18 protein-coding genes and 2 pseudogenes are annotated in these 23,236 nt (G+C 62.5%); 8 read left to right on the forward strand and 12 right to left on the reverse strand.

Annotated elements, in window-relative coordinates; translation table 11 throughout:
- The first annotated feature begins 49 nt into the window (after positions 1–49).
- From AC56QQ_RS13880 to AC56QQ_RS13895, 4 genes are all read left to right on the forward strand, one after another.
- Positions 50–2,173, forward strand: coding sequence for an ABC transporter permease (locus AC56QQ_RS13880; protein ID WP_497127949.1), 2,124 nt, complete (start codon positions 50–52; stop codon positions 2,171–2,173).
- Entirely contained in the window at positions 2,170–3,219 is a 1,050-nt protein-coding gene (locus tag AC56QQ_RS13885) for an SMP-30/gluconolactonase/LRE family protein (protein WP_497127951.1), read from the forward strand. The genes AC56QQ_RS13880 and AC56QQ_RS13885 overlap by 4 nt, the downstream gene beginning before the upstream one ends.
- On the forward strand, positions 3,219–4,715 hold the full coding sequence (locus AC56QQ_RS13890) for a sugar ABC transporter ATP-binding protein (protein WP_497127953.1): 1,497 nt from the start codon (positions 3,219–3,221) through the stop codon (positions 4,713–4,715). The genes AC56QQ_RS13885 and AC56QQ_RS13890 overlap by 1 nt, the downstream gene beginning before the upstream one ends.
- 359 nt (positions 4,716–5,074) lie before the next feature.
- Positions 5,075–5,482 (forward strand): carboxymuconolactone decarboxylase family protein, encoded by a 408-nt coding sequence (locus AC56QQ_RS13895; protein WP_489862196.1) that lies wholly within the window; start codon positions 5,075–5,077, stop codon positions 5,480–5,482.
- Positions 5,483–5,492: 10 nt separating this feature from the next.
- Here AC56QQ_RS13895 and AC56QQ_RS13900 read toward each other — a convergent pair whose 3' ends face one another.
- The 8 genes and pseudogenes from AC56QQ_RS13900 to AC56QQ_RS13935 all read right to left on the reverse strand — a co-directional run bounded on the left by AC56QQ_RS13900 (position 5,493) and on the right by AC56QQ_RS13935 (position 12,572).
- Complete coding sequence (locus AC56QQ_RS13900; RefSeq protein ID WP_497128994.1) at positions 5,493–6,380, reverse strand: amidohydrolase family protein; 888 nt, start codon at positions 6,378–6,380, stop codon at positions 5,493–5,495.
- On the reverse strand, positions 6,380–7,507 hold the full coding sequence (locus AC56QQ_RS13905) for a vWA domain-containing protein (RefSeq protein ID WP_497127955.1): 1,128 nt from the start codon (positions 7,505–7,507) through the stop codon (positions 6,380–6,382). Before AC56QQ_RS13905 ends, AC56QQ_RS13900 begins: the two co-directional genes overlap by 1 nt.
- Positions 7,504–8,386 (reverse strand): annotated as a pseudogene (locus AC56QQ_RS13910) (AAA family ATPase). The gene AC56QQ_RS13905 and the pseudogene AC56QQ_RS13910 overlap by 4 nt, the downstream one beginning before the upstream one ends.
- Before the next feature lie 9 nt (positions 8,387–8,395).
- Positions 8,396–9,400 (reverse strand): xanthine dehydrogenase family protein molybdopterin-binding subunit, encoded by a 1,005-nt coding sequence (locus AC56QQ_RS13915; RefSeq protein WP_497127957.1) that lies wholly within the window; start codon positions 9,398–9,400, stop codon positions 8,396–8,398.
- Between the two features lies 1 nt (position 9,401).
- A complete protein-coding gene (locus AC56QQ_RS13920) occupies positions 9,402–10,769 on the reverse strand; it encodes a xanthine dehydrogenase family protein molybdopterin-binding subunit (protein WP_497127959.1) in 1,368 nt (455 codons plus the stop codon).
- An 11-nt stretch (positions 10,770–10,780) separates the two neighbouring features.
- On the reverse strand, positions 10,781–11,263 hold the full coding sequence (locus AC56QQ_RS13925; protein ID WP_497127961.1) for a (2Fe-2S)-binding protein: 483 nt from the start codon (positions 11,261–11,263) through the stop codon (positions 10,781–10,783).
- Between the two features lie 59 nt (positions 11,264–11,322).
- On the reverse strand, positions 11,323–12,117 hold the full coding sequence (locus tag AC56QQ_RS13930; protein ID WP_497127963.1) for an FAD binding domain-containing protein: 795 nt from the start codon (positions 12,115–12,117) through the stop codon (positions 11,323–11,325).
- A gap of 11 nt (positions 12,118–12,128) precedes the next feature.
- Complete coding sequence (locus AC56QQ_RS13935) at positions 12,129–12,572, reverse strand: SRPBCC family protein (protein WP_497127965.1); 444 nt, start codon at positions 12,570–12,572, stop codon at positions 12,129–12,131.
- Between the two features lie 1,118 nt (positions 12,573–13,690).
- Here AC56QQ_RS13935 and AC56QQ_RS13940 point away from each other — a divergent pair.
- Positions 13,691–15,397, forward strand: coding sequence for a BTAD domain-containing putative transcriptional regulator (locus tag AC56QQ_RS13940; RefSeq protein ID WP_497127967.1), 1,707 nt, complete (start codon positions 13,691–13,693; stop codon positions 15,395–15,397).
- 400 nt (positions 15,398–15,797) lie between these two features.
- Positions 15,798–16,973 (forward strand): YcaO-like family protein, encoded by a 1,176-nt coding sequence (locus tag AC56QQ_RS13945; protein WP_497127969.1) that lies wholly within the window; start codon positions 15,798–15,800, stop codon positions 16,971–16,973.
- A gap of 261 nt (positions 16,974–17,234) precedes the next feature.
- Here AC56QQ_RS13945 and AC56QQ_RS13950 read toward each other — a convergent pair whose 3' ends face one another.
- The 4 genes from AC56QQ_RS13950 to AC56QQ_RS13965 all read right to left on the reverse strand — a co-directional run bounded on the left by AC56QQ_RS13950 (position 17,235) and on the right by AC56QQ_RS13965 (position 20,803).
- The gene (locus AC56QQ_RS13950) at positions 17,235–18,062 is read right to left on the reverse strand and encodes a helix-turn-helix domain-containing protein (RefSeq protein ID WP_497127971.1); all 828 of its coding nucleotides are present in this window, start codon (positions 18,060–18,062) and stop codon (positions 17,235–17,237) included.
- A 179-nt stretch (positions 18,063–18,241) separates the two neighbouring features.
- On the reverse strand, positions 18,242–19,009 hold the full coding sequence (locus tag AC56QQ_RS13955; RefSeq protein WP_497127973.1) for an SDR family oxidoreductase: 768 nt from the start codon (positions 19,007–19,009) through the stop codon (positions 18,242–18,244).
- A gap of 13 nt (positions 19,010–19,022) precedes the next feature.
- Entirely contained in the window at positions 19,023–20,021 is a 999-nt protein-coding gene (locus tag AC56QQ_RS13960; RefSeq protein WP_497127974.1) for an ABC transporter permease, read from the reverse strand.
- Positions 20,022–20,062: 41 nt separating this feature from the next.
- On the reverse strand, positions 20,063–20,803 hold the full coding sequence (locus AC56QQ_RS13965) for an ATP-binding cassette domain-containing protein (RefSeq protein WP_489862186.1): 741 nt from the start codon (positions 20,801–20,803) through the stop codon (positions 20,063–20,065).
- Between the two features lie 470 nt (positions 20,804–21,273).
- Here AC56QQ_RS13965 and AC56QQ_RS13970 point away from each other — a divergent pair, with 470 nt between their 5' ends.
- Both AC56QQ_RS13970 and AC56QQ_RS13975 read left to right on the forward strand, forming a co-directional pair.
- Positions 21,274–22,263, forward strand: coding sequence for a sugar-binding protein (locus AC56QQ_RS13970; protein ID WP_256753587.1), 990 nt, complete (start codon positions 21,274–21,276; stop codon positions 22,261–22,263).
- Positions 22,264–22,446: 183 nt separating this feature from the next.
- Positions 22,447–23,230 (forward strand): annotated as a pseudogene (locus AC56QQ_RS13975) (FadR/GntR family transcriptional regulator).
- The last annotated feature ends 6 nt before the right edge of the window (positions 23,231–23,236 follow it).

Here is a 23,236-nt window from a genome sequence, read left to right on the forward strand (position 1 = left end):
GACTGCCGGCCACCTCTTTTTCCTTTTCTCTCGCGGCAGCAGTGACCTGATGTCCTTTCGCGAACGCCTCCAGTCCTGGCGCTACAATCTCGTGCCCGACCATCTCGTCGGTGAGATCCTGACCAAACGCTGGACCGATAACGCCATTCCGTTCCTGGCGCTGGTGGTGACATTGGCGACCTTCGGCTCGGTCATTCCAGGCTTCTTCAAGCTGACCTCGCTGCAGGAATCGACCCGCCAGCTCGGCGAGTTCTCGATGGTCGTCACCGGCATGACGGTGGTGATGCTGGGCGGCGGCATCGACCTGTCGGTCGGTTCGATCTTCGCGCTGTCCTGCTTTTCCGCCGTCTATGTCTTCTTCATCCTCGAACAGTCGATCTGGCTGGCGCTGGCCGCGTCGATCGCCACCGGCCTCGTGTTCGGCGCCATCAACGGCTATCTAGTCGGGTATCTGCGGCTGCGCGCCTTCCTCACCACGCTGGTCACCTTCATCTTCGGGCGGGCGCTGTTCGACATCCTCGTCACCACCTACGCCGCCGACGTGCAGCTTTCGACCGCCACATCGGATGTGCTCGATTTCATCGGCGACAGCACCTTCTGGGGGCTCTCCGTCTCGGTGTGGCTGGCCATAATCCTGGCCATCGTCACCCACATCGCGCTGACGCGCTCGCGGCCCGGCTGGCATGTGGTGGCGGTCGGCGGCTCCAGGCGCTCGGCCCACAATGCCGGCATTCGCGTGCGGCGCACCGTGTTCATGACCTATGTCTTCTCCGGCTTCTGCGCCTCGATCGGCGGCTTTCTCATCGCCTGCCGCTTGAGCGGGGCGGGGCCCGGAACCGGCCTAAACCTCGAGATCATGGCGCTGACGGCGGCGGTGGTCGGCGGCGTCAGCCTTGGCGGCGGGCGCGGTTCGGTGATCAAGGGCCTGATGGGTGCCATCATCGTGCTGACCATGACCAACGGGCTGATCCGGCTTGGCTACGGCACCGGCACCAACCAGATGGTCCTCGGCATCATGCTGGCCGTGGCGGTGACCATCGACATCCGCTGGCTGAAGAACCGCCACAAGGTGCTGAACGAGGTCTATGTCGCACCGGTCTATCTCAAGATGGGCGCGACACAGTCGGCCGCACCCGGCTCCGGCACGCCCTACGAACTCGACAACAGGTTGTCGGCAGCCGACCATATCGGGCTTGGTGAACTGGAGGGACCGGAGGACGTCATCCTCGACCGCGACGACCACCTCTATTGCGGCACGCGGCATGGCGAGATCGTTCGTTTCTTCGCGCCGGACTACGTCAAGGCGGAAGTGTTTGCCCATATTGGCGGCTTTCCGCTGGGGCTCGCCTTCGACAGATCAGGCAATCTGATCAGCTGCGTCGGCGCCATGGGACTCTATTCCGTATCCCCGGATCGCGAGGTGAAACGGCTGTCGGCCGAGACGTCGCGCTCCTGGACTTCGATCATTGACGATGCGCGGCTGCGAGACCCCAATGATTGCGACATCGCTCCCGATGGCCGCATCTATTTTACGGACTCCACGAAGCGCTACGATGCGCATGATTGGGCGCTGGACTCGATCGAGAACCGCGCCACCGGCCGCCTGCTGGTCTATGACCCGAAGGACGGTTCGACGAAGACGCTGCTCGATGGCTATCGCTACACCAATGGTGTCTGCATAGCGCATGACGGCAAGTCGCTGTTCTTCGCCGAAAGCTGGGCCTGCCGGGTGCATCGCTACTGGTTGGAAGGGCCGAAAGCCGGCACCGCCGAATGCGTCATCCGCGACATGCCGGGCTACCCCGACAACATCAACCGCGCGTCCGACGGCAATTACTGGATGGCCTGGCTCGGCATGCGCACGCCGAGCTTCGACCTGTCGCTGCGCCACCCCGACATGCGCAAGCGCATGACGCGCCGGCTGCCGCAGGACGAATGGCTGTTCCCCAACATCAACACCGGCGGCGTGGTCAAATTCAACGAGAAGGGCGGCATCGTCGAGGCCATGGGCGACCTCACAGGTGGTGCGCATCCAATGGTCACCTCGATGCGCGAACACAAGGGATATCTCTTCGTCGGCGGTATCCTCAACAACCGCATCGGCCGCTACAGGATTTCGGGCGCCGACCCGAACTGGACCAGCCCGGCTTCCTATTGGGGGGCAAAACCATGATCCTCGATCCGATCCTGGATATCTTTCGCGGCAAGGCCGTCACCATCCCGCCGCTCGACGGCGCCTTTCGGCCCAACACGCGGCTCGATGATGCGCCGGCTTTCGCCGAACTGTCCGAGCCGGATAATCTGCTGGTCTCCGGCGACAGGCTGCTCGCCTCCAGCGGCAACGCCATCTATTCGATTGCTGTCGGCGCCGCGCCCGTCGTGGCCGAGACCTTTCCATCTCCCGTCACGGCGCTGGCGCTGTCACCATCGGGCGAACTGACTGTGGGGCTGGAAAGCGGCAAGCTGCTGATTGCCGGCAAGGAAGTCTTGCTCCCGGCTGATGTGCGCTGCATCACGGCGCTTGCCTATGCGGACGATGGCACGCTTTGGCTGGCCAACGGTTCGGCCGAGCACGCGCCGTCGCAATGGGCCGCCGACTTGATGAAGAAGGGCGCGTCCGGTTCGCTGTGGAGGCGGGACGCGGCGAGCGGTGCATTCCGCAAAGTCGCCGGTGACATCGCGTTCCCATACGGTCTTCATCCGATCGGCAAAGATGTGCTGTTCAGTGAAAGCTGGCGCCATCAACTGGTGCGTTTCGACGGCGCGACAGGCAACCGTTCGACCGTTTTGACGCATCTGCCCGGCTATCCCGCGCGGCTGTCGCCCTCCGCCGATGGCGGGGCGTGGCTGACCTTGTTCGCGCCGCGCAACCGGCTGATCGAATTCGTGCTGCAGGAAACACATTACCGGCAGGACATGCTCGAACAGGTGCCGCCGGCCTACTGGATCGCGCCGGCGCTGGCTTCCAGCCGCAGCTTCCTCGAACCGCTGCAATGCGGCGGCATCCGCACCATGGGCATTCACAAGCCGTGGTCGCCGAGCCGCTCCTACGGGCTGGTGGTCAGGCTCGACCGGGAGATGCAGCCGCAGTTCAGCCTGCACAGCCGAGCCAACAGCACGCGCCACGGCATCTGCAGCGTGGCGGAAAAAGACAGCCGGCTGTTCATCGCCACCAGGGGCGGCGATTGCGTGCTGGCTGTCGACACGGGAGGTTTTTGATGGAACCGATCGTCCGCCTGGAGAATGTCACCAAGACTTATCGCGGCGTGCCCGCGGTGAAGAATGTCAGCTTCGAATTGCGCAAGGGCGAGATCCACGCACTGCTCGGCGAGAACGGCGCCGGCAAATCGACGCTGACCAAGATCATCGCCGGTGTGGTCGATGCCACCTCGGGCAAGATGTTCCACAAAGGCGCCGAGATCGCTTACGCCTCGCCGCATGCCGCCCTCGAGGCAGGCATTGCCATGGTGTTCCAAGAGACCAGCCTTGTGCCGTCGATGACCGTGGCACAGAACCTGTATCTCGGTACTGAAAAATTCCTCAACCGACTGCGCGGCACGTATATTTCAGCACAGCAGTTCCTGCAGTCGCTGAATTTTCCGGTCGATCCGAACGCCATGGTCGCGACGCTGGGAGCGGCCAAGCGGCAAATGATCGAGATCGCGCGCGCGGTTCACCACAATGCCGAGATCATCATCTTCGACGAGCCGACCGCGACACTGACGCCGGAAGAAAAGCGCCACTTCTTCGCGTTGATCCGCCGGCTGAAGGCCAGCGGCGTTTCCATCGTCTTCATCAGCCACGCGCTGGAAGAAGCGCTGATGATTGCCGACCGCATCACCATCCTGCGCGACGGCGAGCTTGTGATCACCGACGACACATCGGCCTTCGACCGCGACAGGATTGTCGCCGCCATGGTCGGGCGCACCTTGTCGGGGCAGATCTACCGGCAGCGCGATGAGGCGAAGCTGCGCAAGGCCGGCAAGAAGGTGCTGTCGGTGCAGGACATCTCAATGAGCAATGTCGTGCGCAACAATTCCTTCTCGATCTTCGAGGGCCAGATCACCGGCGTGTTCGGGCTGATCGGCTCGGGCCGCACCGAGACGTTCAAGATCGTCTCCGGCATCTACAAGCGCGATTTCCTGCGTGGTGGCGCCATCGAGCTGGACGACAGGCCGGTGCGCTATCTCGTGCCGAGCGAGGCGGTGGCCGACGGCATCGTCTACGTCACCGAGGACCGCAAGAGCGAAGGCATCTTCGAGACGATGGGCATTGCAGAGAACCTGTTCGGCGGGCTGCTGGCGGCGGGCCGCGAAAAGGCCTGGGTGATCAACCAGCAGGAGATGCGCACCCTTTCGGCCGAATGGACGAAGACGCTGAACATCAAGGCGATCAACGACAATGCGCGCGTGGTCGAGCTTTCCGGCGGCAACCAGCAGAAGGTGGTGATCGGCAAGGGACTGGTGCAGCAGCCGCGCATCGTCATCTTCGACGAGCCGACGCGCGGCGTCGATGTCGGCGCGATCGCCGAGATCCACCAGATCATCAACCGGCTGGCCGATGAGGGCCTCGCCGTCGTCGTCATCTCGTCCTACCTGCCGGAGATCATGAACCTGTCCGACCGCATCCTGGTCTGCCGCCAGGGCCGCATCGTCGAGGAGTTTTCGCCGGCGGAGGCGACGGAGGAGAAGATCATGTACGCGGCGGTGCATTAGGTTTCTGGCTGGTGCCTGGTGGGTGCGTATACGTTGGCAATTGGCGAAAACGCCTGTCCCTTCGTCATCCTGGGGCGTAGCAAGGAGCGAAGCGACGCGGCGCAGACCCCAGGATCCATGCCGGGACTCGGAAGTGCCACCACGGTGCAGGATTCTGCTCCGCTGCACACTTCGAGAGACGTCACGGAATGGATCCTAGGGTCTCCGCGACGGAGCTTCGCTCCTGCTTCGCCCTAGGATGACGAAAGTGAGGGTTCGCCAGATTTCCACTGTGTTGTGCTCAGCAAAAACTGAATCATCCAAGTCGATTGCCTGCAATTGCTCAAGACCTGATTCAATTCATATGAAAGGACCCAATCATGGCCACCACAAGACTTCTCAGCGATGCCGAGGTGGAGAAAATCCCGGCCGTGAAGGCCGTGTTCGAAGACATCCGCGCGACGCGCAAATCCGATTTCGTCAACAATTTCTGGCGCGGGCTGGCCAATGATCCCCCAGCGCTGAAGCGGATCTGGGAACAGCTAAAGGTGGTGATGGTGGCCGACAGTGCCATCGACCCACTCACCAAGGAGATGATCTACATCGCGGTGTCGACCGCCAATGGCTGTTCCTATTGTGTCCACTCGCACACGGCGGCGGCCCGCGCCAAGGGCATGACCGACGCGCAGCATGGCGAGCTGGTGTCGATCATCGGCCTTGCGGGGCAGACCAACCATCTGGTCACGGCAATGCAGATCCCGGTCGATCCGCAGTTCGAGGTGAAGTGAGGCGGCGGCGCTACACCGGCCGATAAACCTTCTCCGCCGTGTCCCAGAAAATATCCGCCTCCGCTGCCGCGCCGTGCACGGCCACCGCATCCCGATGCGCCTTGATAAGTTCGGTGTGGCTGGTCCACAGCTTCTCGATCGGGAAGTTCGAGCCGAACATCAGGTGGTCGCTGCCAAGGATGTCGATCGCATTGTCGACGATGTAGGCAATCAGCGCCGGGTCGTTGCGGTGGACGAAGGTGCCGAGGCCGGACAGCTTGGCGTAGAAATTAGGAGCCGCCGAGAGGGTGCGCAGTCCGGCCTTCCAGGGTTCGGTGGTTTCCGGCTCCATGCCGGTCAGCATGCCCGCATGGGTGAGGATGAAATTGGTTTCGGGGTTCTCGCCGACCAGCGTCAGCCCGTCCTTCATTTGGGTTGGGAAGAGCTGCAGGTCGAAGGACAGGCCATAATCCTTCAGCCGGGCGACATTGGCGCGCACCTTGGGATCGATGACCTGGTCGGCCGAAGCGGCGAAGCGGAAGGCCGGCGTCTCGTGCCAGTGCAGTTGCATGCGCACGCCGCGCAGCAGCGGATATTTCTTCAGCCGGTCGATTTGCGGCCTGATATCGTCGACGGTCATGTCGGTGTAGCCGACAATGGCATGCGGCCAGCCGGTCTCGTCAGCGGTCTTCTGCAGGAAGGCGACCTCCTTCTCGAAATCCTCCTTGGCCCAGTTGGTCTGGACATAGACAGCCTTCTCGATGCCGGAGCCCTGCTGGTCGGCCAGAAATTCCTCGATCGGGTAGTCGCGACGGATTGGCTCGTAGGGGCCGAAGATGCGTGGCACCATCGGTCCCACCAGCCAAGGCTGGTCCTGCTGGCGCCAGATGTGGAAATGCGCGTCGATGGCTTTCTGCATCATGAAACCCTCTTCCAGATTGCCGCCGCCGCTGGGGCCGGGCGGGCAAGCGACAGGATGAAATCGGTGAGACCGGCGAGCGACGAGCCGTCGACGAGATCGTCGAGCACCGGCAGGATGGCGCGAAGTGCCGCCGTTGCCGGCCGGAAGCGTGGGTCGCCGGCCAGCGGTGTCGCCAACGAGAGCCGGAAGGCGCGGGCGCTCAGCCGGCGCATCGCCGTCTCCAGCTCGGCATGATCGCCGCGCTCCAGTGCGTCCGAAAGGATGACGACTGCAGCACCGCGTGCGAAGGCCGAGAAGCGCGGCACCGAGAGGAAGGCGAGCAGGGTTGGCCCCATTCGGGTGCCGCCGTCCCAATCGTCGACCAAGGCCGTCGCACGCGCCAGCGCCTGGTCGCGGTCGCGAATACGCAGCGCTGAGGTGATGCGGGTCAGCCGTGTGCCGAAGGTGAAGATCTCGACGCGATCTCCACCTTGCACGGCGGCATGGGCGAGCTTGAGATAGTCCGCGGTGTGCAGTTTCATCGATCCAGAGACGTCGATGAGCATTAGCAGCTTGCGCGGCACGGTCTGACGGCGGCGCAGCAGCGGCGAGGGGACGTCGCCATCGGCGCCGATGATTTCCCTGAGCGACCGGCGCAGGTCGAGCTTGCCGCGCGCGTGGGTGCGCACGGTGCGGAAGGAGCGGCGGGCGGGTAGGGCAGAGGCGAGCTTGCGTCGAAAACCGGTCAGCCTGTCGTCGTCGCGCTGGAAGTCGCGCGTGCTCAGCTGTTCGGCGCCGGAGGACAGTTCGCCGCCTTCCTGCGGGCTGACCACCTCGATCTCTTGCTGATCCGAGCCGCCATCATCCTTGATGCGGGTTTCCTCGTCAGTGTCGCCTTCGACCACGGCCGATGTGTGGCCGTAGAAATGGCTTTGGAAATGCGCTTCGAATTCGTCGCGGCGGTCGGGTGGCGGTGCGAGCGTAGCAAGGGCGGCCTCGCGGATATCGGCCATGGAGCGCGGCCCGAGCAGGGTCACAGCCTGCATGAAGCCGGAAACTTGCTCCGGCGCGACAGCGAAGCCGTAGCGGCGCAGAAGGCGACCGAAGCCTAGGAAGGGTGCGGCGGCGCGGGGTAGGGCGCTCACGCCAGTGCCTCCTCGACGATCCGGCCAAACTCCGGCGCGATGTAGGAGAGGTCTTCCTCATCCTTGATCAGCACGCCGATGGCGCGGCGAAACGCCTCCGGCCACGGGCTGCCGCCCTTTTCCAGGATGGTGGCGGCATTGGCCCATTCGACTGCCTCGGCGATGCCGGGCGGCTTGGCGAGCGGCCGGGCGCGGATGGCCTGCACCGCTGCCGCAGCGGCGCGCGCCGTCGCCTCGGCCACATCGCCGGCGCGCAGCATGATGATGGCGGCTTCGCGCTCGGCGTCGGGATAGCCGATCCAGTGATAGACGCAGCGGCGGCGTAGCGCCTCGGCCAACTCCCGGGTGCGGTTCGAGGTCAGGATGACGATCGGCTGCGCGGCAGCGCGGATGGTGCCGCGCTCGGGAATGCTGATCTGGAAATCGGAGAGAAATTCCAGCAGCAGCGCCTCGAATTCATGGTCGGAACGGTCGATCTCGTCGACCAGCAGCACGCGCTGCTCCGGCGCCCTCAAAACCTGCAGCAGCGGCCGGGCGATCAGGAAACGGTCGTCATAGATGTCGATTTCCTTGTCGCCGGCATGGCGGATGGCGAGCAATTGGCGCTGGTAATTCCATTCGTAGAGCGCATGCGCGGCGTCGATGCCTTCGTAACACTGCAGCCGCACCAGGGTCGCGGCCGAGTAGGCCGGCGATCGCCTTGGCCGCTTCCGTCTTGCCGACGCCAGGCGCGCCTTCGAGCAGCAGCGGCTTGCCCAGCCGGATGGCCAGGAAGATGGCGGTGGCCAGGCTCTCATCGGCCAGATAGCGCGAGGCGGCGAGGTGCTGCGCCACCGCCTCCGGCGAGGTCGCGACAGTCTCGGCGTTCACCTCAGGCATTGTCAGCACTCAATTCGGTGCTTGCGCCTTGAGCGCGCGCAGGATGCGTTCCGGTGTGATCGGCAGCGTGTCGACGCGCACGCCGACCGCGTCGAAGACGGCATTGGCGACCGCTGGAATCTGTGGATTGGCGCACATTTCGCCCGGTCCCTTGGCACCGTAAGGTCCGTCGGCGGAAGGCCGTTCCAGCACGATGATCTCGGTTTCGGCGAGATCACCGGGACCCGGCATCAAATACTGGTTGAAATCGGTGCCGCCATGGTCGCGGTCGGGATAGTAAGGCTCGGTCGTCTCGTAGAGCGCGTGGCTGATGCCCATCCACGAGCCGCCGACGAGCTGCTGTTCGACCATTTTCGGGTTCAGCGCGCGGCCGATCTCGAAAATGTTCTTGACCGTCAGCACGGTGACTTCGCCGGTCTCGTCATCGACCTCGACCTCGGCCACCGTGCAGGCATGCGCGTAGCAGGTCGACGGCTTCATCGCGCCGGTCTCCTTCTCCGGATAGGAGCGCGGGATCAGGAACATGCCGCGGCCGGAGATCGAGCGGCCGCGCTTGAAATGCGCCGACAGCGCGACATCGAAGATCGAGATCGATTTTTGCGGGGCGCCCTTGACCAGGATGTTGCCTTGGCCGTCGGTCTCGAGGTCGGACGCATTGACCTCCAACTCCTCGGCCGCCACTTCCAGCATCACCTGGCGCGCTTCCCTGGCGGCCTGGATGACGGCGTTGCCGGCACGATGCGTGCCGCGCGAGGCAAACGTGCCCATGCAGTGCGGGCCGGTGTCGGTGTCGGCGGTGTCGACGACGACGCGGTCGGTCGGCACGCCGATTGTCTCGGCGCAGATCTGCGCCATGATCTGCTTCATGCCCTGGCCGAGATCGACCGATGACAGCGTCACCATGAAATTGCCGGTCGGTGTCGAATGGACCAGCGCCTGGGTTGGATCGCCGCCGAGGTTCATGCCGGTCGGATAGTTGATCGCGGCGACGCCGCGTCCGCGCCTGATCGCCATCTCAAGCTCCCTTCGCGTAGGAGGACATCGCCATGTACTTCTCCGCCACCGGCCAGTTGGCGGCGCGCGAGGCTTCCTGCATGCATTCGATCAGCGCCGCCCCCTCCGTCGGCTGGCGATGCGCCTTCATGTCACCGTCGCGATAGGCGTTGATGAAGCGGAATTCGAGCGGGTCCATGCCGATCAGCCGCGCCAGCTTGTCCATCTGCACTTCCAGCGCGAAGTCGCCGATGGTGACGCCGAAGCCACGCATCGCGGAGGAGGGCGTGCGGTTGGTGTAGACGCAATAGGTGTCGATCCAGACATTGGGGATCGTGTAGGGGCCGGGGTAATGCCCGGCGCCTTTCTGGGCGCCATAGGGCGAGTGGCGCGAATAGGCGCCGGCATCGGTAAAGCCGGTGACTTTGCGGGCGACGATGCGGCCGTCCTTCATGACGCCGTCCTTGATGACCACCTTTTCGGCGGCGCGCGGCGAGGAGATCTGCATCTCCTCCTCGCGGCTATAGATGAAGGAGACCGGCCGGCCAGTCAGCTTGGCGCCGAGAATGGCGATCGGCTCGACGATGACGTCGACCTTGCCGCCAAAGCCGCCGCCGACGGTGCCGCCGACGAAATGCAGCTTGTTGCCGGGCATCTGCAGGATGATCGAGGCATTGTCGAGGGTGAAGAACATCGCCTGCGTGTTGGTGTAGCAGGTGAAGCGGTCATTACCCTCGGGCGCGACCACGCAGCCGGTGGTCTCGGTCGGTGCATGCTCGATCGGCGAGGACTGGTAAGTCTGCTCCAGCACATGATCGGCGCCGGCAAAGCCCGCCTCGACATCGCCGAAGCGCACCTTGCGGCACTCGCCGCTGTCATAGAGATAGTAGTTCTGGCCGTGGTACTCGTTGACCAGCGGCGCGCCGGGCTTCAGCGCTTCCTCCATGTCGAAGACGGCCGGCAGCACCTCATAGTCGACCTTGACCTTGGCCGCCGCCTCCTGCGCCGCGCGCTCGGTCTCGGCCAGCACCGCCACCACGGCCTCGCCCTTCCAGCGCACCTTGCCATCGGCCAGCACGGTTTCGTCCTCCGGCCCGATCTGGATCAGGATCAGGATGGTGTAGACATTGTGCGGCACGTCCCTGGCGGTCAGTATTTTGACGACGCCCGGATGTTTCTCGGCCTCCGACGTGTCGATCGAGCGGATGCGGGCATGGTGGTGCGGGCTGCGCACCATCTTCAGGTGCAGCATGCCGGGGAAATTGCGGTCGGCGAAAAAGGCGGTCTTGCCGGTGACGTGGCCGGGGGAATCCGAGCGCGGCCGTGGCTGGCCGATCTCGTGCAGATCGTCCTTGCGCACATCGGCGAAATAGTTCTTGCGCAGTTCCATGGTTGCTTCCCTCAGGCCGCGTTCTGCGAATTGGCGCGGGCCGCAAGCAGCACCGCCTGGATGATCGGTTCGTAGCCGGTGCAGCGGCAGATGTTGCCCGACAGCGCCTCGACCACCTCGTCGCGGCTGGGATTGGGCGTGTGGTCGAGCAGCACCTTGGCGGCCATGATCATGCCAGGCGTGCAGAAACCGCATTGCGTGGCGAAGGTGTCGAGGAAGGCGCGCTGCAGAGGATGCAGGACGCCGCCCTCCGAAAGCCCCGATGTCGTGGTGATCGCTGCGCCATTGCAGGTCTCGGCCAGCGTCAGGCAGGAGAGCCTGAGCTCGCCATCGATGATGACCGAGCAGGCGCCGCAGGTGCCCTGATGGCAGCCGCCTTTCGGCGAGGTGTCACCGATCTTGTCGCGCAAGGCGTTGAGCAGCGTCGTGCCGCTGTCGATGAATTCGGCCTTTTCAGAACCGTTGAGCGTGAATTGAACCGGGACCTTTGCCATGTTTCCTCCTTGCGCGCCTGCCCGAACGATCGGACAGACGCGCGCCCCCCGACAGGTGATTAGCTGAGCAACAGCCGGCGCAGATGGACCGGCAGGACTTCCGCGCGATACCAGGCGCTGGCGATCGGATCGGTGATCGGCGAGGTGCCTTCACCGGCGGCGGCCAGCGCCGGCGCGATGCCGTCCTGGTCAAGCCTCCTGCCGAGCAGCGCCTTCTCCGCCGCCCTGGCGCGCATTGGTCGGTCGGCCATGCAGCCAAGTGCTATCCGCGCCGACGACACGGTGCCGTCACCAGCCTGTTCGAGCATGGCGGCGATGCTGAGCACCGAGATGCCTTTCGGCTTGACCCGCGACACTTTCAGGAAGCGAAAATCGCCAGCCTTCGGAAGCGTGAAGCCGACCGAGGTGACGATGGCGCGGCTGTCGTCCCGATTGGTCAGGAAGGTCTCGATCGGCGTTTCGCCATCGTCGGTGCTGACCGTGGCGCCAAGCGCCAGCAAGGCAACGGCGAAATCGCCATAGGGTGCCGGTGCGAACAAATTGCCGCCGACGGTCGCCATGTTGCGGATCGCCGGGCCACCGACGGCGCGGGCGGCCATGGCAAGGGTGCCGAGGTCCGGATGGCGGGCGATCGCCGCCATCGTCACCGAAGCGCCGATGCGGACCTTGCCGCCGGTAACCTCGATGGCCGAGAGGGCCGGGTCGGTCGACCTGATCAAGCCGGAGACCGAAACATCGCCTTCATTGGCCGCGCGGACCACGAGTGTACCGCCGCCGAGGTAGCAGGTGCCCTGGGCCTTCAGCGCCACGTTGGCGTCTTTCACGGTTGCAAAAGTCTGCAGCGCCAGCGCCATGGCCCGCTCCCTCAGCTCTGCCCGGCGAAATGGCTCTTCAGGGCGTTGAAGCCGCCCTGGAAGACATTGGCACCCATGCCCTCGGCCAGCTTGTCGGCTTCCTCGGGTGCCGCGTCGAAGCTGGCGGTCCATTCGGCATAGGTGCGGTCACCATCGGTGACGCGCCGCAGTTGCAGTGTCGCCTTGTGATTGGTCAGCGGCTGCGGCGTCTCCAGGATGGAATAGCTGACGAGGAAGTTCGCATCGGAGAAGTCGAGCAGCTTTTCACGGATGCGGGCGCCGCTGGCGAGCTGGAAGTTGCGCACGCAGCCGATCGTGCCGGCGTCCTTGCCGTCCTCGATATGGCTTTCGACCATGCGCGGATGCCAGCTCGGCAGTCCGTTGAAGTCGCGTATGCGCGCCCAGACCTGTTCGACCGGCGCGTCGATGACGCTGGAGATGGTGACTTTCGCCATATGGATGTTCCCTTGCAATGCGACAGTTGGGCAAGGGTAGGGCGGCCGTCTCCGGGGCGCTTATCAATGCGTCTTGAGTGCGTATCAAGGAGTCTGAAAAACGGTCGACCTCCGAATTTCTTTCTTTGCCACGCTTCATGGTGCGTGAAGCCTTTGATTGCGCCGTTTGGGTCTGTTTTGCGCCAAGCGACCTCCGGAGCGCATTCAGCCGGCTAGAGAGGGGCGGTGCTATAGACCGCCCCTTTCTGGACCTCAGTTCCGGCAGTTGGGACTGACAGGGTCATACATTCGTGGGCTCACCCCGAGACACTTGGACGTCGACTGGGCGCCGGCATTCCCGATGGTCCCTGCCTGGACAGGATCCACCATGCCTTTAGCGACGAATGAATCTCGAGTCGCCGGGTCACCCCAGGTGTCGAAGTCGCCATTGTCGGCACGTAGACTGTGAACACCGACGAAGGGGGCGGCGTTCGAATAGGCAGCTTCGCTCACGATCGAGTTCGCCAAAAGGCCGAACACTACAAGCGAAACCGTACGAGTGATGCGAGTCGTCTGGTTGGAAGCAAAGTACAACATATCATCCTCCTTTTGTTAGTCTCTCGTGATTGAGAAACTGCATGGAGGTTACGAACGGGTCCGGTGCCTTCCGTGAAAAAATGAAGCCCCGATCGTGAAAACTCGAAACCGGAAATTTTTGATTTGGCGAGTGGTGGCTGCCGGAAAAGGACTAAAGACCCAAGACGTGATACATGATAATGAGCTAAATTACACGATGTGAGGCGTCGTGACCTATGGTCGGAGCAGCTGAACCAGACACGCGGCCGTACCTAAAGTTGCTGGGCAGGGTTGCCTTGCACGATTGCGATGGGCGCGACCTGACTCCAAAATCCAGAAGGTCTGTCTGCTTACTCGCTTTTCTGGCGCTCCAGCGCGATGGGCAAGCTACACGAGAGAAAATCTGCGGATTGCTATGGAGCAGCAGAGGTGACGAACAAGCGCGCGACTCGCTTCGCCAAACCTTGGCCGACCTCAGACGCACATTCGGAGAAAGAGCCAAACAGCTCCTTCGAGCCACAAGAGACACGATTGGAATCGATCTGGGAGAACTCCGCGTCGATGTGCGGATAGCCGAACAGATGTTGGCCCAGGGGAACTCCGAAGCAATCCTCTTTGCGGCGGACCATTGGGATGGTGGACTCTTGGAGGGCCTGCTTTCTCCGGACCCCGAATTCGACGTCTGGTTGAGCATCGAGCGGATGCACATAACAGAAATTTTCGTACGTTCGGCTGGCGTGGCTCTTGCGGTCGCTGTTCGAACGGGATGCGAGCCGGACCTTCATAAGCTGGCGGAGTTTCTCATTCGAATTGAGCCAACAAACGAGGCTGCTCACTCGGCTTTGATTGGATGGGCGCTAGACAAAGGCAATATATCCGCAGCACTTCGACGCTATGAGGCATGCCGCGAGGCATTTAGACGTGATCTCGATTCCGAGCCTCCAGCGGCTTTGCTGCGGCTCGCCGAGGCCGCGCAGAGTCCCAAGCGCGAAGCTTTGAACCAACAAGCATCAGGCGGGTCATTGACCTGCCGGCGGCTGCCTTCCGTCGTGTTGGTTGCCAGGCCACCAGTAGGACCCCCGGAGTTAGCCAACGGGCTTGCTGGTTTCCTGTTTGAAGAGCTGGTGGGAGCATTGGGACGATCGCACAGTCTTGCATTGTTGCTCCCAACGCACCCCGGGGAACGCCTCGATGCGACTTACGCGCTCATGATGAATATTTGGGTCGACGAAAGGCGACTGCAGGCGTCCTTCAGATTGAGCAGGAACATCGATAGGACGCATCTGCTTTCGGAGCGAATGGACAATGAAAACCTGGGCATTGTTACAGCGTCGCTGGCAGATTTGGATCGGATTGTCAGCCACGTTGAATACGCAATCGCAACCGACCATCTACAAGCAGGAAAAAAGCTGGATGATGCTTACAGTATATGGTTGGACGCCGACCGATTAACCGAAAGCTTTCGTTCGCATGATCTCGATGGCGCTGTTTCCATGTTACGTCGAGCCGCCGCCCTGGATCCGGGATTTTCTCGCCCTATCGCAGGGCTCGCTTCCATTCAACTTTGTCAGCCAATGGCAAACCCTAGCAGCGAGGTCACCTCACTTTCGTTCAGCGGAGCACTCGCCTTGGCCAAGAATGCTGTGGCGATCGATCCGTGGGACGCCAGGAACCGTGGCGTTCTAGGGTGGGCTTATTACCGCATGGGGCTTTACACCCAGGGAGAAAAGGAATTCAGGCGCGCCGTCGAGCTTGACCCCTATGACCCCGCCGTTTTGATATCCGCTTCCGAGGGACTCGCCTGCTATGGTGACGGCAATGCGGCTGTTACGTATGCAGAGAGGGCGTTTCACCTCCACCCCGCGACGCCAGACTTTTTCCATTTCTTCGGACTTCAGGCATTTGCCATGGCCGGAGCCTATGAACGAGCCCTCGATCATGGCTCAGCCCTCTGGTCATTCGGACTGGCCGAGCCGCTGGCATGGAATGCGTTCGCGTTGACCAAGAGTGCCCGCCACGACGAAGCTCATACATCCACGATTGCATTCCTGAAAATAGTTGAAACACGTTGGGAAGGCGGATGCTTTAGCCCGGTCGCAGCGATGCAGTGGTTGGATCAGATCACTCTCGTCTCTGATCGGCATAGACGCGAGGAATTTCTGACTTGCTTGGCCAAGCTCATTTCAGAAATCACCGGATGCCCGCTTCAGAGATTGCTACCTACACCCCATGATCGTCACGAAACCCAACTCCTGAAGATAAATATCTAAAGTCCCTTTGTGTTCATTTACCACCGGTATCACAATATGTACCGTAGATTCATCGTCACGAACTACATTAATCTTCAATTTATCCAATTGCGCCGGATCTATACCGGCAGCCTTCAAGGCTGCTATTGGATCCGCGACAAAATTCTGAAATTCACCTTGGTCAGTGGCCGCTTTATATATCAGTTTTCCTACCTTTAGACACGCCCCGGGGTCTGTTGCAAAAGTGAGCGAGCCGCCGTCGTCCTCACTGTCTCTCTTCACGGTAGGAATGGTCCGAAGCCGCATCTCATACCTCCCTGGTAAGCTTTCAAGCTTCCGTAAGTCTAGAATGAATGGCTCAGAGTAATTTAGGGAACTCTAACACATAAGCCTGTCAGCACAAAGAGGGCGTACTGAACCGGTGAACAGAAATTTCGACTTACTTCATCTGACCCATACCGATGCTCCTGCGGAGTTCATCGTCGCTGCACGGGAGTCCGCTGGCAAAGCCGAGATACTCGGCTCGGGACGGGGTCTGACGCGCGAGAATGCGCTGGCATCCTGTCTCGGCGAAATGGCGGAGCGAGCGGCGGCTTCTCAAATCGGCGCTCTCCAAATTATTGAGGCGCGTGCAACCGATCTGCCAGGACGTTCTATCGCGCCCAACCAATTTTGGCAGTTTTCGGACGTTCAACTCCGAGATGGTCCCAATCCAGGTGAATTGATTACGCCGCGCGCATGGTCGGTCGTCAAGGAACATGTCTCCAACTGCACCAGCTGGTGCTTGGCGAAGCCAAATCGCGCTGGCCCAGACGTATTCGTGCCAATCGTCAACGTCGTGCTCGGGGAGGGACCGACAGATAGCAATGGTCTTGCCGCCGGCATTGACCGCTCCACTGCCCAGGTCACCGCGCTGCTGGAACTTGTGGAACGAGATGCAGTTGCTATCTGGTGGTACGGGCGCATAAGACGTCCTTCGGTGTCGCTCGGAACGCTTAATGAACCGGCCCAATCGGATCTGCGACGTTGGCTGGAGCGGCGGCAACGACGCACCTGGCTCCTGGATCTAACGAACGACCTCGGCGTGCCAGTCATCGCCGCCATTTCGGCCGATCAGAACGGCTCAAATATCGCCTATGGTTTCGCAGCGCATTTGTCGGTCCGGCAAGCTAGTCAGTCGGCCGTCTTGGAGATGTTGCAGAGTGAGCTATCGCTTATCCTCGCCGAGAAGAGGGCGTTGCAGTCCGGTAGGCCAGAAGGCCCAGCCGGACGGTTCTTGTCTTGGTCGCGCTCCGCATCGGTTTCACGCATGGCCCACCTCTTGCCCGATCTCGACGCACCTGCCATTCCTTCTACCAACACGCCAGCCGCGGATCTGAGCGATGTAGTTGGGAAAAAGACAGGGGTACCAGTAGTATTTGTGGACCTTGATCTGCCGGACGATACATTCAAGGTTGTTCGTGCATTATCACCTTGCCTCCGGTCATGGCGGCCTAGATTTCGAAAAGGTCGACTTCAGTCTGTACCTCGGACTCTTGGTTGGGCGCGCGAGGCATTCGACGAGACCTCTTTTGATGGCAACGTCATTCTAATCTAGAGCCAGGGATCGCAATCGACTGATGCTGAAGCCGGTTGGCTCCGCCAGCTGACAAGCGAGAGGTAGCGCCGTCATCGCAACATTGGCGCGGCGCGGTAATTCAATGCCCGCTGGGATGCTCGGCAATTCGGCCCAACGATACGCGACGGGTCCTGATGGCTATCCCGCACGTCCGGAGAGGGCGCAAATGAGACATCGCTTCCCGACTCCATTCGATGTCGGCTATACGGTGGGTGTCTCAAAAAGGTGGCGGCAGGTGGTTCAGGCGATCGCCCGCGCCGCCTCGCGATAAAGCGTCGGCGGCACGCCGACATGGTCCCGGAAGAAGCGCGAGAAATTGCCCTGGGTCGTAAAGCCGAGATTGCAGGCGACCGAGATCAGCGGCTCCTGCGACCACTGCAACTGCCGTACCGCTTCTTCCATGCGCAGCGTGTTCCAGTAGACATTGGGCGTCAGGTTTGTCTGTTCCTTGAACAGGGCGAAGAAGTGGGGCCGCGACAGGCCGACGCTGCGCGCCACCTCATCGAAGCAGATGCGCTCGCAGACATTGGCCCTCATCAGCTGGATCGCCTTGCGGACGCGGAAATCCTGCATGGTGTTTATGCGGATGCGCGCCTCTTGTGGCGCCGAGGCGTCGGCGGCATCGAGCACGCTGTCGATGAAGCGTTCGATCTCGTAGTTGGCGACATCGTCGACGCTCTCATTGTCGCTGAGATGGTCAAGCAGGTTGGCGGCGGCCTGGTGCAGCCACGGCTCGAGGTTGATTGCCGCCTGTGAGAACAACGGCGCCGATGAAGGCAGGTCGCGGCGGCGGCGAGCCCAGTCCGGATCGATGTAGAAGGCGAGGAACAGGCCCGGCGTGCCGTTCTGTGACAGGACGTGGCTGTGCGGCTGGAAGGAGTTGATGCCGGCGGCGGTGCGGGGGCCGAGCCGTACCGTCTCGCGGCCGACGGTCATCTCGCCGGCGGTGCCTTCCAACCAGATGATCAGATGTGCCTCGCCATGGGCATGGGTGACGAAGTCGCTTGCGACATTCAGGACAGAAACATGTCCGAACCGGCCCCAGTAGAGCCTGATCGCTTCCGTCATGGGTATATCCTCCCGCAGACGACTGGCCTCCCTTCGCCTGCAGTGGGGATTGTGCGGCCGAGTTCGGGCGCGCGTCAAGGCGGGGTCGCTGTGCGGACACCCACAGCCGGCCACGACAGAGGATTTTCAGACTGAGCGATAGGTAGCAGAACGAATAGCGCCCGGGAGCGAATTGCCTCTCAGACCGAGGCCGTCATGCCGCCATCCACATAGAGTGTGTGACCGTTGACGAAGGACGATGCATCGGAGGCCAGGAACACGGCGGCGCCGATCAGCTCGTCGACATTGCCCCAACGCCCGGCCGGCGTGCGCTTTTCCAGCCAGGCGGAAAACTCCGGATTGTCGACCAGCGCCTGGTTCATCTCGGTGCGGAAATAGCCGGGCGCGATGGCATTGATCTGCAGGCCATGTTTCGCCCAGTCGGTGCACATGCCCCGGGTCAGGTTGCGGATCGCGCCCTTGGTCGCGGTGTAGGGCGCGATGTTCGGCCGGGCCAGTTCGCTCTGCACCGAGCCGATGTTGATGATCTTGCCCTTGCCGCGCGGGATCATGTGGCGGGCGACGGCCTTGCCGGCATGGAAGGCGCCCGACACATTGGTCTTGAACAGCCGCTCCCATTGCTCCTCGGGAAAGTCCTCGAGCGGCGCGCGGACCTGTATGCCGGCATTGTTGACGAGGATGTCGATGGCGCCGATCTCGGCCTCGATGCGGGCGACGTCGGCGTTCACTGCCTGAAAGTCGGTGACATCGAAGACCGAGGCATGCGCCTTGAAGCCGGCATCGCGCAGCTTTTCGACGGCGCTGTCGATCCCGGCGCGGTCGCGGCCGTTGAGCACCACGCTCGCCCCGTGTTCGGCGAGGCCGCGCGCCAGGGCGAAGCCTATGCCCTGGCCGGCGCCGGTCACAAGCGCCAGCCGGCCCTCGAGACTGAACAGGGAGCTTGCCATGGACCGTTTCGGCCTAGTCGCTGCGGCGGAAATTGCGGATGCGGTCGAACAGCACCGCCAGCAGAATGGCGCCGCCGATGAACACCCCTTGCCAGAAGGCATTGATGCCGAGCAGGCCGAGGCTGTTGCGGATCACTTCGATGAGGGCCGCACCGACGATGGCGCCGAAGGCGGTGCCGACGCCGCCGGCAAGGTTGGCCCCGCCGATGACGGTGGCGGCAATCACCTGCAGCTCCATGCCGGTGCCGATGTTGGTGGTGACGGCGCCGAGCCAGCCGGTTTCGATGACGCCGGCGATGCCCGCCGAAAGCGCCGAGATCATGTAGACCGCAACCTTGATCTGGCGCACCGGAACGCCGGTCAGCGTCGCCGCATGCTCGTTGCCGCCGATGGCGAAGATGTGCCGGCCGAACTTGGTCCAACGCAGGATGAAGCCGGTGATCAGCGCCAGAACGATGGTGTAGAGCACCGGATTGGCGATGCCGAACACCCAGGCGCCGCCGCCCAGCGACAAGAGCTTGGCATGGTCCGGTCCGAACTGGAAGACGACTGTGTTGTTGGAAGCGACCATGGCCAGGCTGCGGGCGATCGACAGCATGCCGAGCGTCACCACGAACGGTGGAAAGCCGAGATAGGCGATCATAATGCCGTTGAAGGCGCCGATGGCGAGCGCGGTGGAGATGGAGGCCAGGATGCCGACCTCGATCGAGTAGCCGGCATGCATGGTGACGGCCAGCACCATCGACGACAGGCACAGCACCGAGCCGACCGACAGGTCGATGCCACCGGTGATGATGACGAAGGTCATGCCGAGCGCGACGATGGCGACGAAGGTGACGTTGCGGGTGATGTTGTAGAGGTTCTTCGAGGTGGCGAAGGCGTCGGTGGCGAACGACAGGAACAGGCAGGCGAGGATGACCGCGATCACCACCCAGAAGGTCTGGCTGGCAAACATCCGTGCCGGCAAGGATTGCTGCTTGTGTTCGATCGGCTGGTCAATTGTCAGTGCCATCGTCGACCTTCATCTGCTGTGCGTGGTAAAAACGCCTGAAATCAAACCTGTTCGATGGCGCCGGTGATCAGCCCGGTGACTTCCTCGGGCGAGCTCGACGCGATCGTCTTGTCGGCGACCTTGCGGCCGCGCCGCATGACGATGACGCGATCGGCGACGGTGAAGACATCGGGCATGCGGTGGCTGATCAGCACCACGGCGATGCCCTGGTCGCGCAGATGGCGGATCAGGTTCAGCACTTCCGCCACCTGCCGCACCGAGATCGCCGCCGTCGGCTCGTCCATCAGCACGATCTTGGCTTGCGACAGCATGGTACGGGCGATCGCCACCGCCTGGCGCTGACCACCGGACATCTGCTTGACGAGGTCGCGTGGGCGGGTTTCGGACTTCAATTCGGCGAAGATCTGGCCGGCGCGCTTGTACATCGCGGCATAGTCGAGAATGCGAAACGGGCCAACGCCCTTGCGCAGTTCGCGGCCGAGATAGACATTCGCCGCCGCCGTCAGGTTGTTGCACAGAGCGAGGTCCTGGTGGACGATCTCGATGCCGTGCTGGCGCGCCTCGACCGGCTTGTGCAGGATCAGCTCCTTGCCGTCCATCTGCATGGCGCCATGGCTCGGGCGGAAATTGCCGGCGATCATCTTGACCAGCGTCGACTTGCCGGCGCCATTGTCGCCCATCAGGCCGACCACCTGGCCGGGCTCGATCGACAGCGACACGTCGTTGACCGCCTGGATGGCGCCGAAATGCTTCGATATATTGGTGAGTTCGAGAACCGCCACCAGCCTGCTGCCTCCCCGTGCTTTGTGACCCGCCGCTGTTCCCGGCGTGGATGCCGGCGCTGCTTTGGCCTTCGCTCTCCCCAGCTCCTCCCGGAAACAGCGTTAGCGTTCTTTTACGCAAAAGCCGGCGCGCGTCAATCAATTGTCGGACGAATCAAGGTCGGATTATTTCAAAAATCCGTTTTGTAGGACAAATAGCATTGACGTTGGCGGCGAGCCGATATTAGCTAAGCATCGGAGGAGATTATGCCGATCCCTTCGGGCGGTTCGCCCGGTGGAATCGGCGAAGGTTTATCGGTCGAGGTTCCGGCTGGACCCGTGTGGTTGAGCCGGTCCGAAACCGCATCTGGAAATGCTTATCGATCTGTCTTGGCGACACGAGTGCTCGCGAAACGAACCTCTGTCATCACGCGTCCGGTCGATTTGTGTGGCGGGCACGCCGTGTCCGTCTGTTTCAAGGGAGGACTAACATGAGGAAATCACTTTTGCTCGCCGCCGCCGCCATGATGGCGCTTGGCGCCGGGCCGGCATTGGCCAAGAAACAGCTCGTCATTGTGGTGAAAGGTCTCGACAATCCGTTCTTCGAAGCCATCCACCAGGGCTGCGAGAAGTGGAACAAGGAAAACGCCAGCTCGGAATATGAATGCTTCTACACCGGTCCGGCGTCGACTTCCGACGAAGCCGGCGAGGCACAGATCGTCCAGGATATGCTGAGCAAGGCCGACACCGTGGCGATGGCGATTTCGCCGTCCAACGCGCCGCTGATCGCGCAGACGATCAAGACCGCCAATCCGACGATCCCGATCATGACCGTCGATGCCGACCTCAGCAAGGAAGATGCCGCGCTGCGCAAGACCTATCTCGGCACCGACAATTACCTGATGGGCAAGAAGATCGGCGAATACATCAAGAAGGCAAAGCCGAATGGCGGCACGATCTGCACCATCGAGGGCAACCCGGCGGCCGACAACATCCTCCGCCGCGCGCAAGGCATGCGCGACGCCCTGACGGGCAAGGAGGGCCTCGCGGCACTTGCCGGCGAAGGTGGCTGGACCGAAGTCGCCGGCTGCCCGGTGTTCACCAATGACGACGGTGCCAAGGGCGTGCAGGCGATGACCGACATCCTCGCCGCCAACCCCAAGCTCGATGCATTCGGCATCATGGGCGGCTGGCCGCTGTTCGGCGCACCGCAGCCCTATCGCGATCTGGTCGGGCCGCTGAAGGACAAGCTGGCCAGCAACGACTTCGTCATCGGCGCCGCCGACACGATCGGCGATGAAGTGGCGATCGCCAAGGACGGCCTGGTGACCGCTTTGGTCGGCCAGCGGCCGTTCGAAATGGGCTACAAGGCACCGTCGGTGATGATTGATCTCATCGAAGGCAAGGCCGTCGCCGATCCGGTGTTCACCGGCCTCGACGAATGCACCAAGGACACGGTCGACACCTGCATCCAGAAGTAGGTTCTCGATTTCGGGGCGCCCGGCAACGGGCGCCCCGCCAACTCTCGAACGGGACGCGGTGGTTGGGGGCAACGGGCTCCAGCTTTGGCGCGCCCAGGGTTTGGATTTTTCGGCAACGAGATCGGCGCGCCGCGCAGGTTCGGACCATTCCGGACGACAGACGGCCGACGTATTGGAACGTGGATGCCGGACAAAAAGTCAAAGAAGCGGCCCAGCCGGACCAAGGCGCAAACCAGTCGCCATCCGGCCGCCGTGCGCGGTGCCGGTTCGGCGCATGTGCCTGGAGCGAGCGTCCATGCCTCGCTGGCCAGCGAGATTGGACTGAGGATCGTGCGTGGCGACTACCCGCCCGGCACGATCCTGCCCAACGAGGCCAAATGGGCGCAGACCTTCAATGTCAGCCGGTCAGCGGTGCGCGAAGCCATCAAGATGCTGATGGCCAAGAGCCTTTTGGCGTCACGCCCCAAGATCGGCAGCTGGGTCGAACCGAAAGAGCGCTGGAACCTGCTCGATCGCGACGTGCTGGCCTGGTACGCGACCGCGCCCGATCGTGAGGCTTTCCTGCGCACAGTGCAGGAGTTCCGCCACATCATCGAACCGGAAGCATCGGCCTTCGCCGCCCTGCGGCACAGCGACGAACAGATGGCCGAGATCAGCCTGGCCTGCCGCGAGATGGGCGAGGCCTTGAGCCTGCCGGAGCGTATCCGCGCCGACACGCGCTTCCATCTCGCCATCCTGCGCGCCTCCGGCAACGACCTTCTGGTGCCGCTCGGTGTGCTGATCGAGATCGGCGCTTGACCATCTCTTCGCGTTCACGACGCAACAGGTCGGCGATCAGCGCCAGGCACAGAAGCTGCACGAGGCGATCGAGAAGAACATCCGCCTGCGACGTCCGGCAGCTGCGCGCAGCGCCGTGCACAGGCTGCTGGCCAACACCGACGACGGCATCGGACGGTCAAGGCGGTGATTGGCG

Source organism: Mesorhizobium sp. RCAM 05099 (genome assembly GCF_059683685.1).

What these genes read in the sequence shown, in the direction of transcription:
- AC56QQ_RS13880 (WP_497127949.1), top strand. Translation starts at nt 50, where the DNA reads ATGTCCTTTCGCGAACGCCTCCAGTCCTGGCGCTACAATCTCGTGCCC.
- AC56QQ_RS13885 (WP_497127951.1), top strand. Translation starts at nt 2,170, where the DNA reads ATGATCCTCGATCCGATCCTGGATATCTTTCGCGGCAAGGCCGTCACC.
- AC56QQ_RS13890 (WP_497127953.1), top strand. Translation starts at nt 3,219, where the DNA reads ATGGAACCGATCGTCCGCCTGGAGAATGTCACCAAGACTTATCGCGGC.
- AC56QQ_RS13895 (WP_489862196.1), top strand. Translation starts at nt 5,075, where the DNA reads ATGGCCACCACAAGACTTCTCAGCGATGCCGAGGTGGAGAAAATCCCG.
- AC56QQ_RS13900 (WP_497128994.1), bottom strand. Translation starts at nt 6,380, where the DNA reads ATGCAGAAAGCCATCGACGCGCATTTCCACATCTGGCGCCAGCAGGAC.
- AC56QQ_RS13915 (WP_497127957.1), bottom strand. Translation starts at nt 9,400, where the DNA reads ATGGCGATCAGGCGCGGACGCGGCGTCGCCGCGATCAACTATCCGACC.
- AC56QQ_RS13920 (WP_497127959.1), bottom strand. Translation starts at nt 10,769, where the DNA reads ATGGAACTGCGCAAGAACTATTTCGCCGATGTGCGCAAGGACGATCTG.
- AC56QQ_RS13925 (WP_497127961.1), bottom strand. Translation starts at nt 11,263, where the DNA reads ATGGCAAAGGTCCCGGTTCAATTCACGCTCAACGGTTCTGAAAAGGCC.
- AC56QQ_RS13930 (WP_497127963.1), bottom strand. Translation starts at nt 12,117, where the DNA reads ATGGCGCTGGCGCTGCAGACTTTTGCAACCGTGAAAGACGCCAACGTG.
- AC56QQ_RS13935 (WP_497127965.1), bottom strand. Translation starts at nt 12,572, where the DNA reads ATGGCGAAAGTCACCATCTCCAGCGTCATCGACGCGCCGGTCGAACAG.
- AC56QQ_RS13950 (WP_497127971.1), bottom strand. Translation starts at nt 18,062, where the DNA reads ATGACGGAAGCGATCAGGCTCTACTGGGGCCGGTTCGGACATGTTTCT.
- AC56QQ_RS13955 (WP_497127973.1), bottom strand. Translation starts at nt 19,009, where the DNA reads ATGGCAAGCTCCCTGTTCAGTCTCGAGGGCCGGCTGGCGCTTGTGACC.
- AC56QQ_RS13960 (WP_497127974.1), bottom strand. Translation starts at nt 20,021, where the DNA reads ATGGCACTGACAATTGACCAGCCGATCGAACACAAGCAGCAATCCTTG.
- AC56QQ_RS13970 (WP_256753587.1), top strand. Translation starts at nt 21,274, where the DNA reads ATGAGGAAATCACTTTTGCTCGCCGCCGCCGCCATGATGGCGCTTGGC.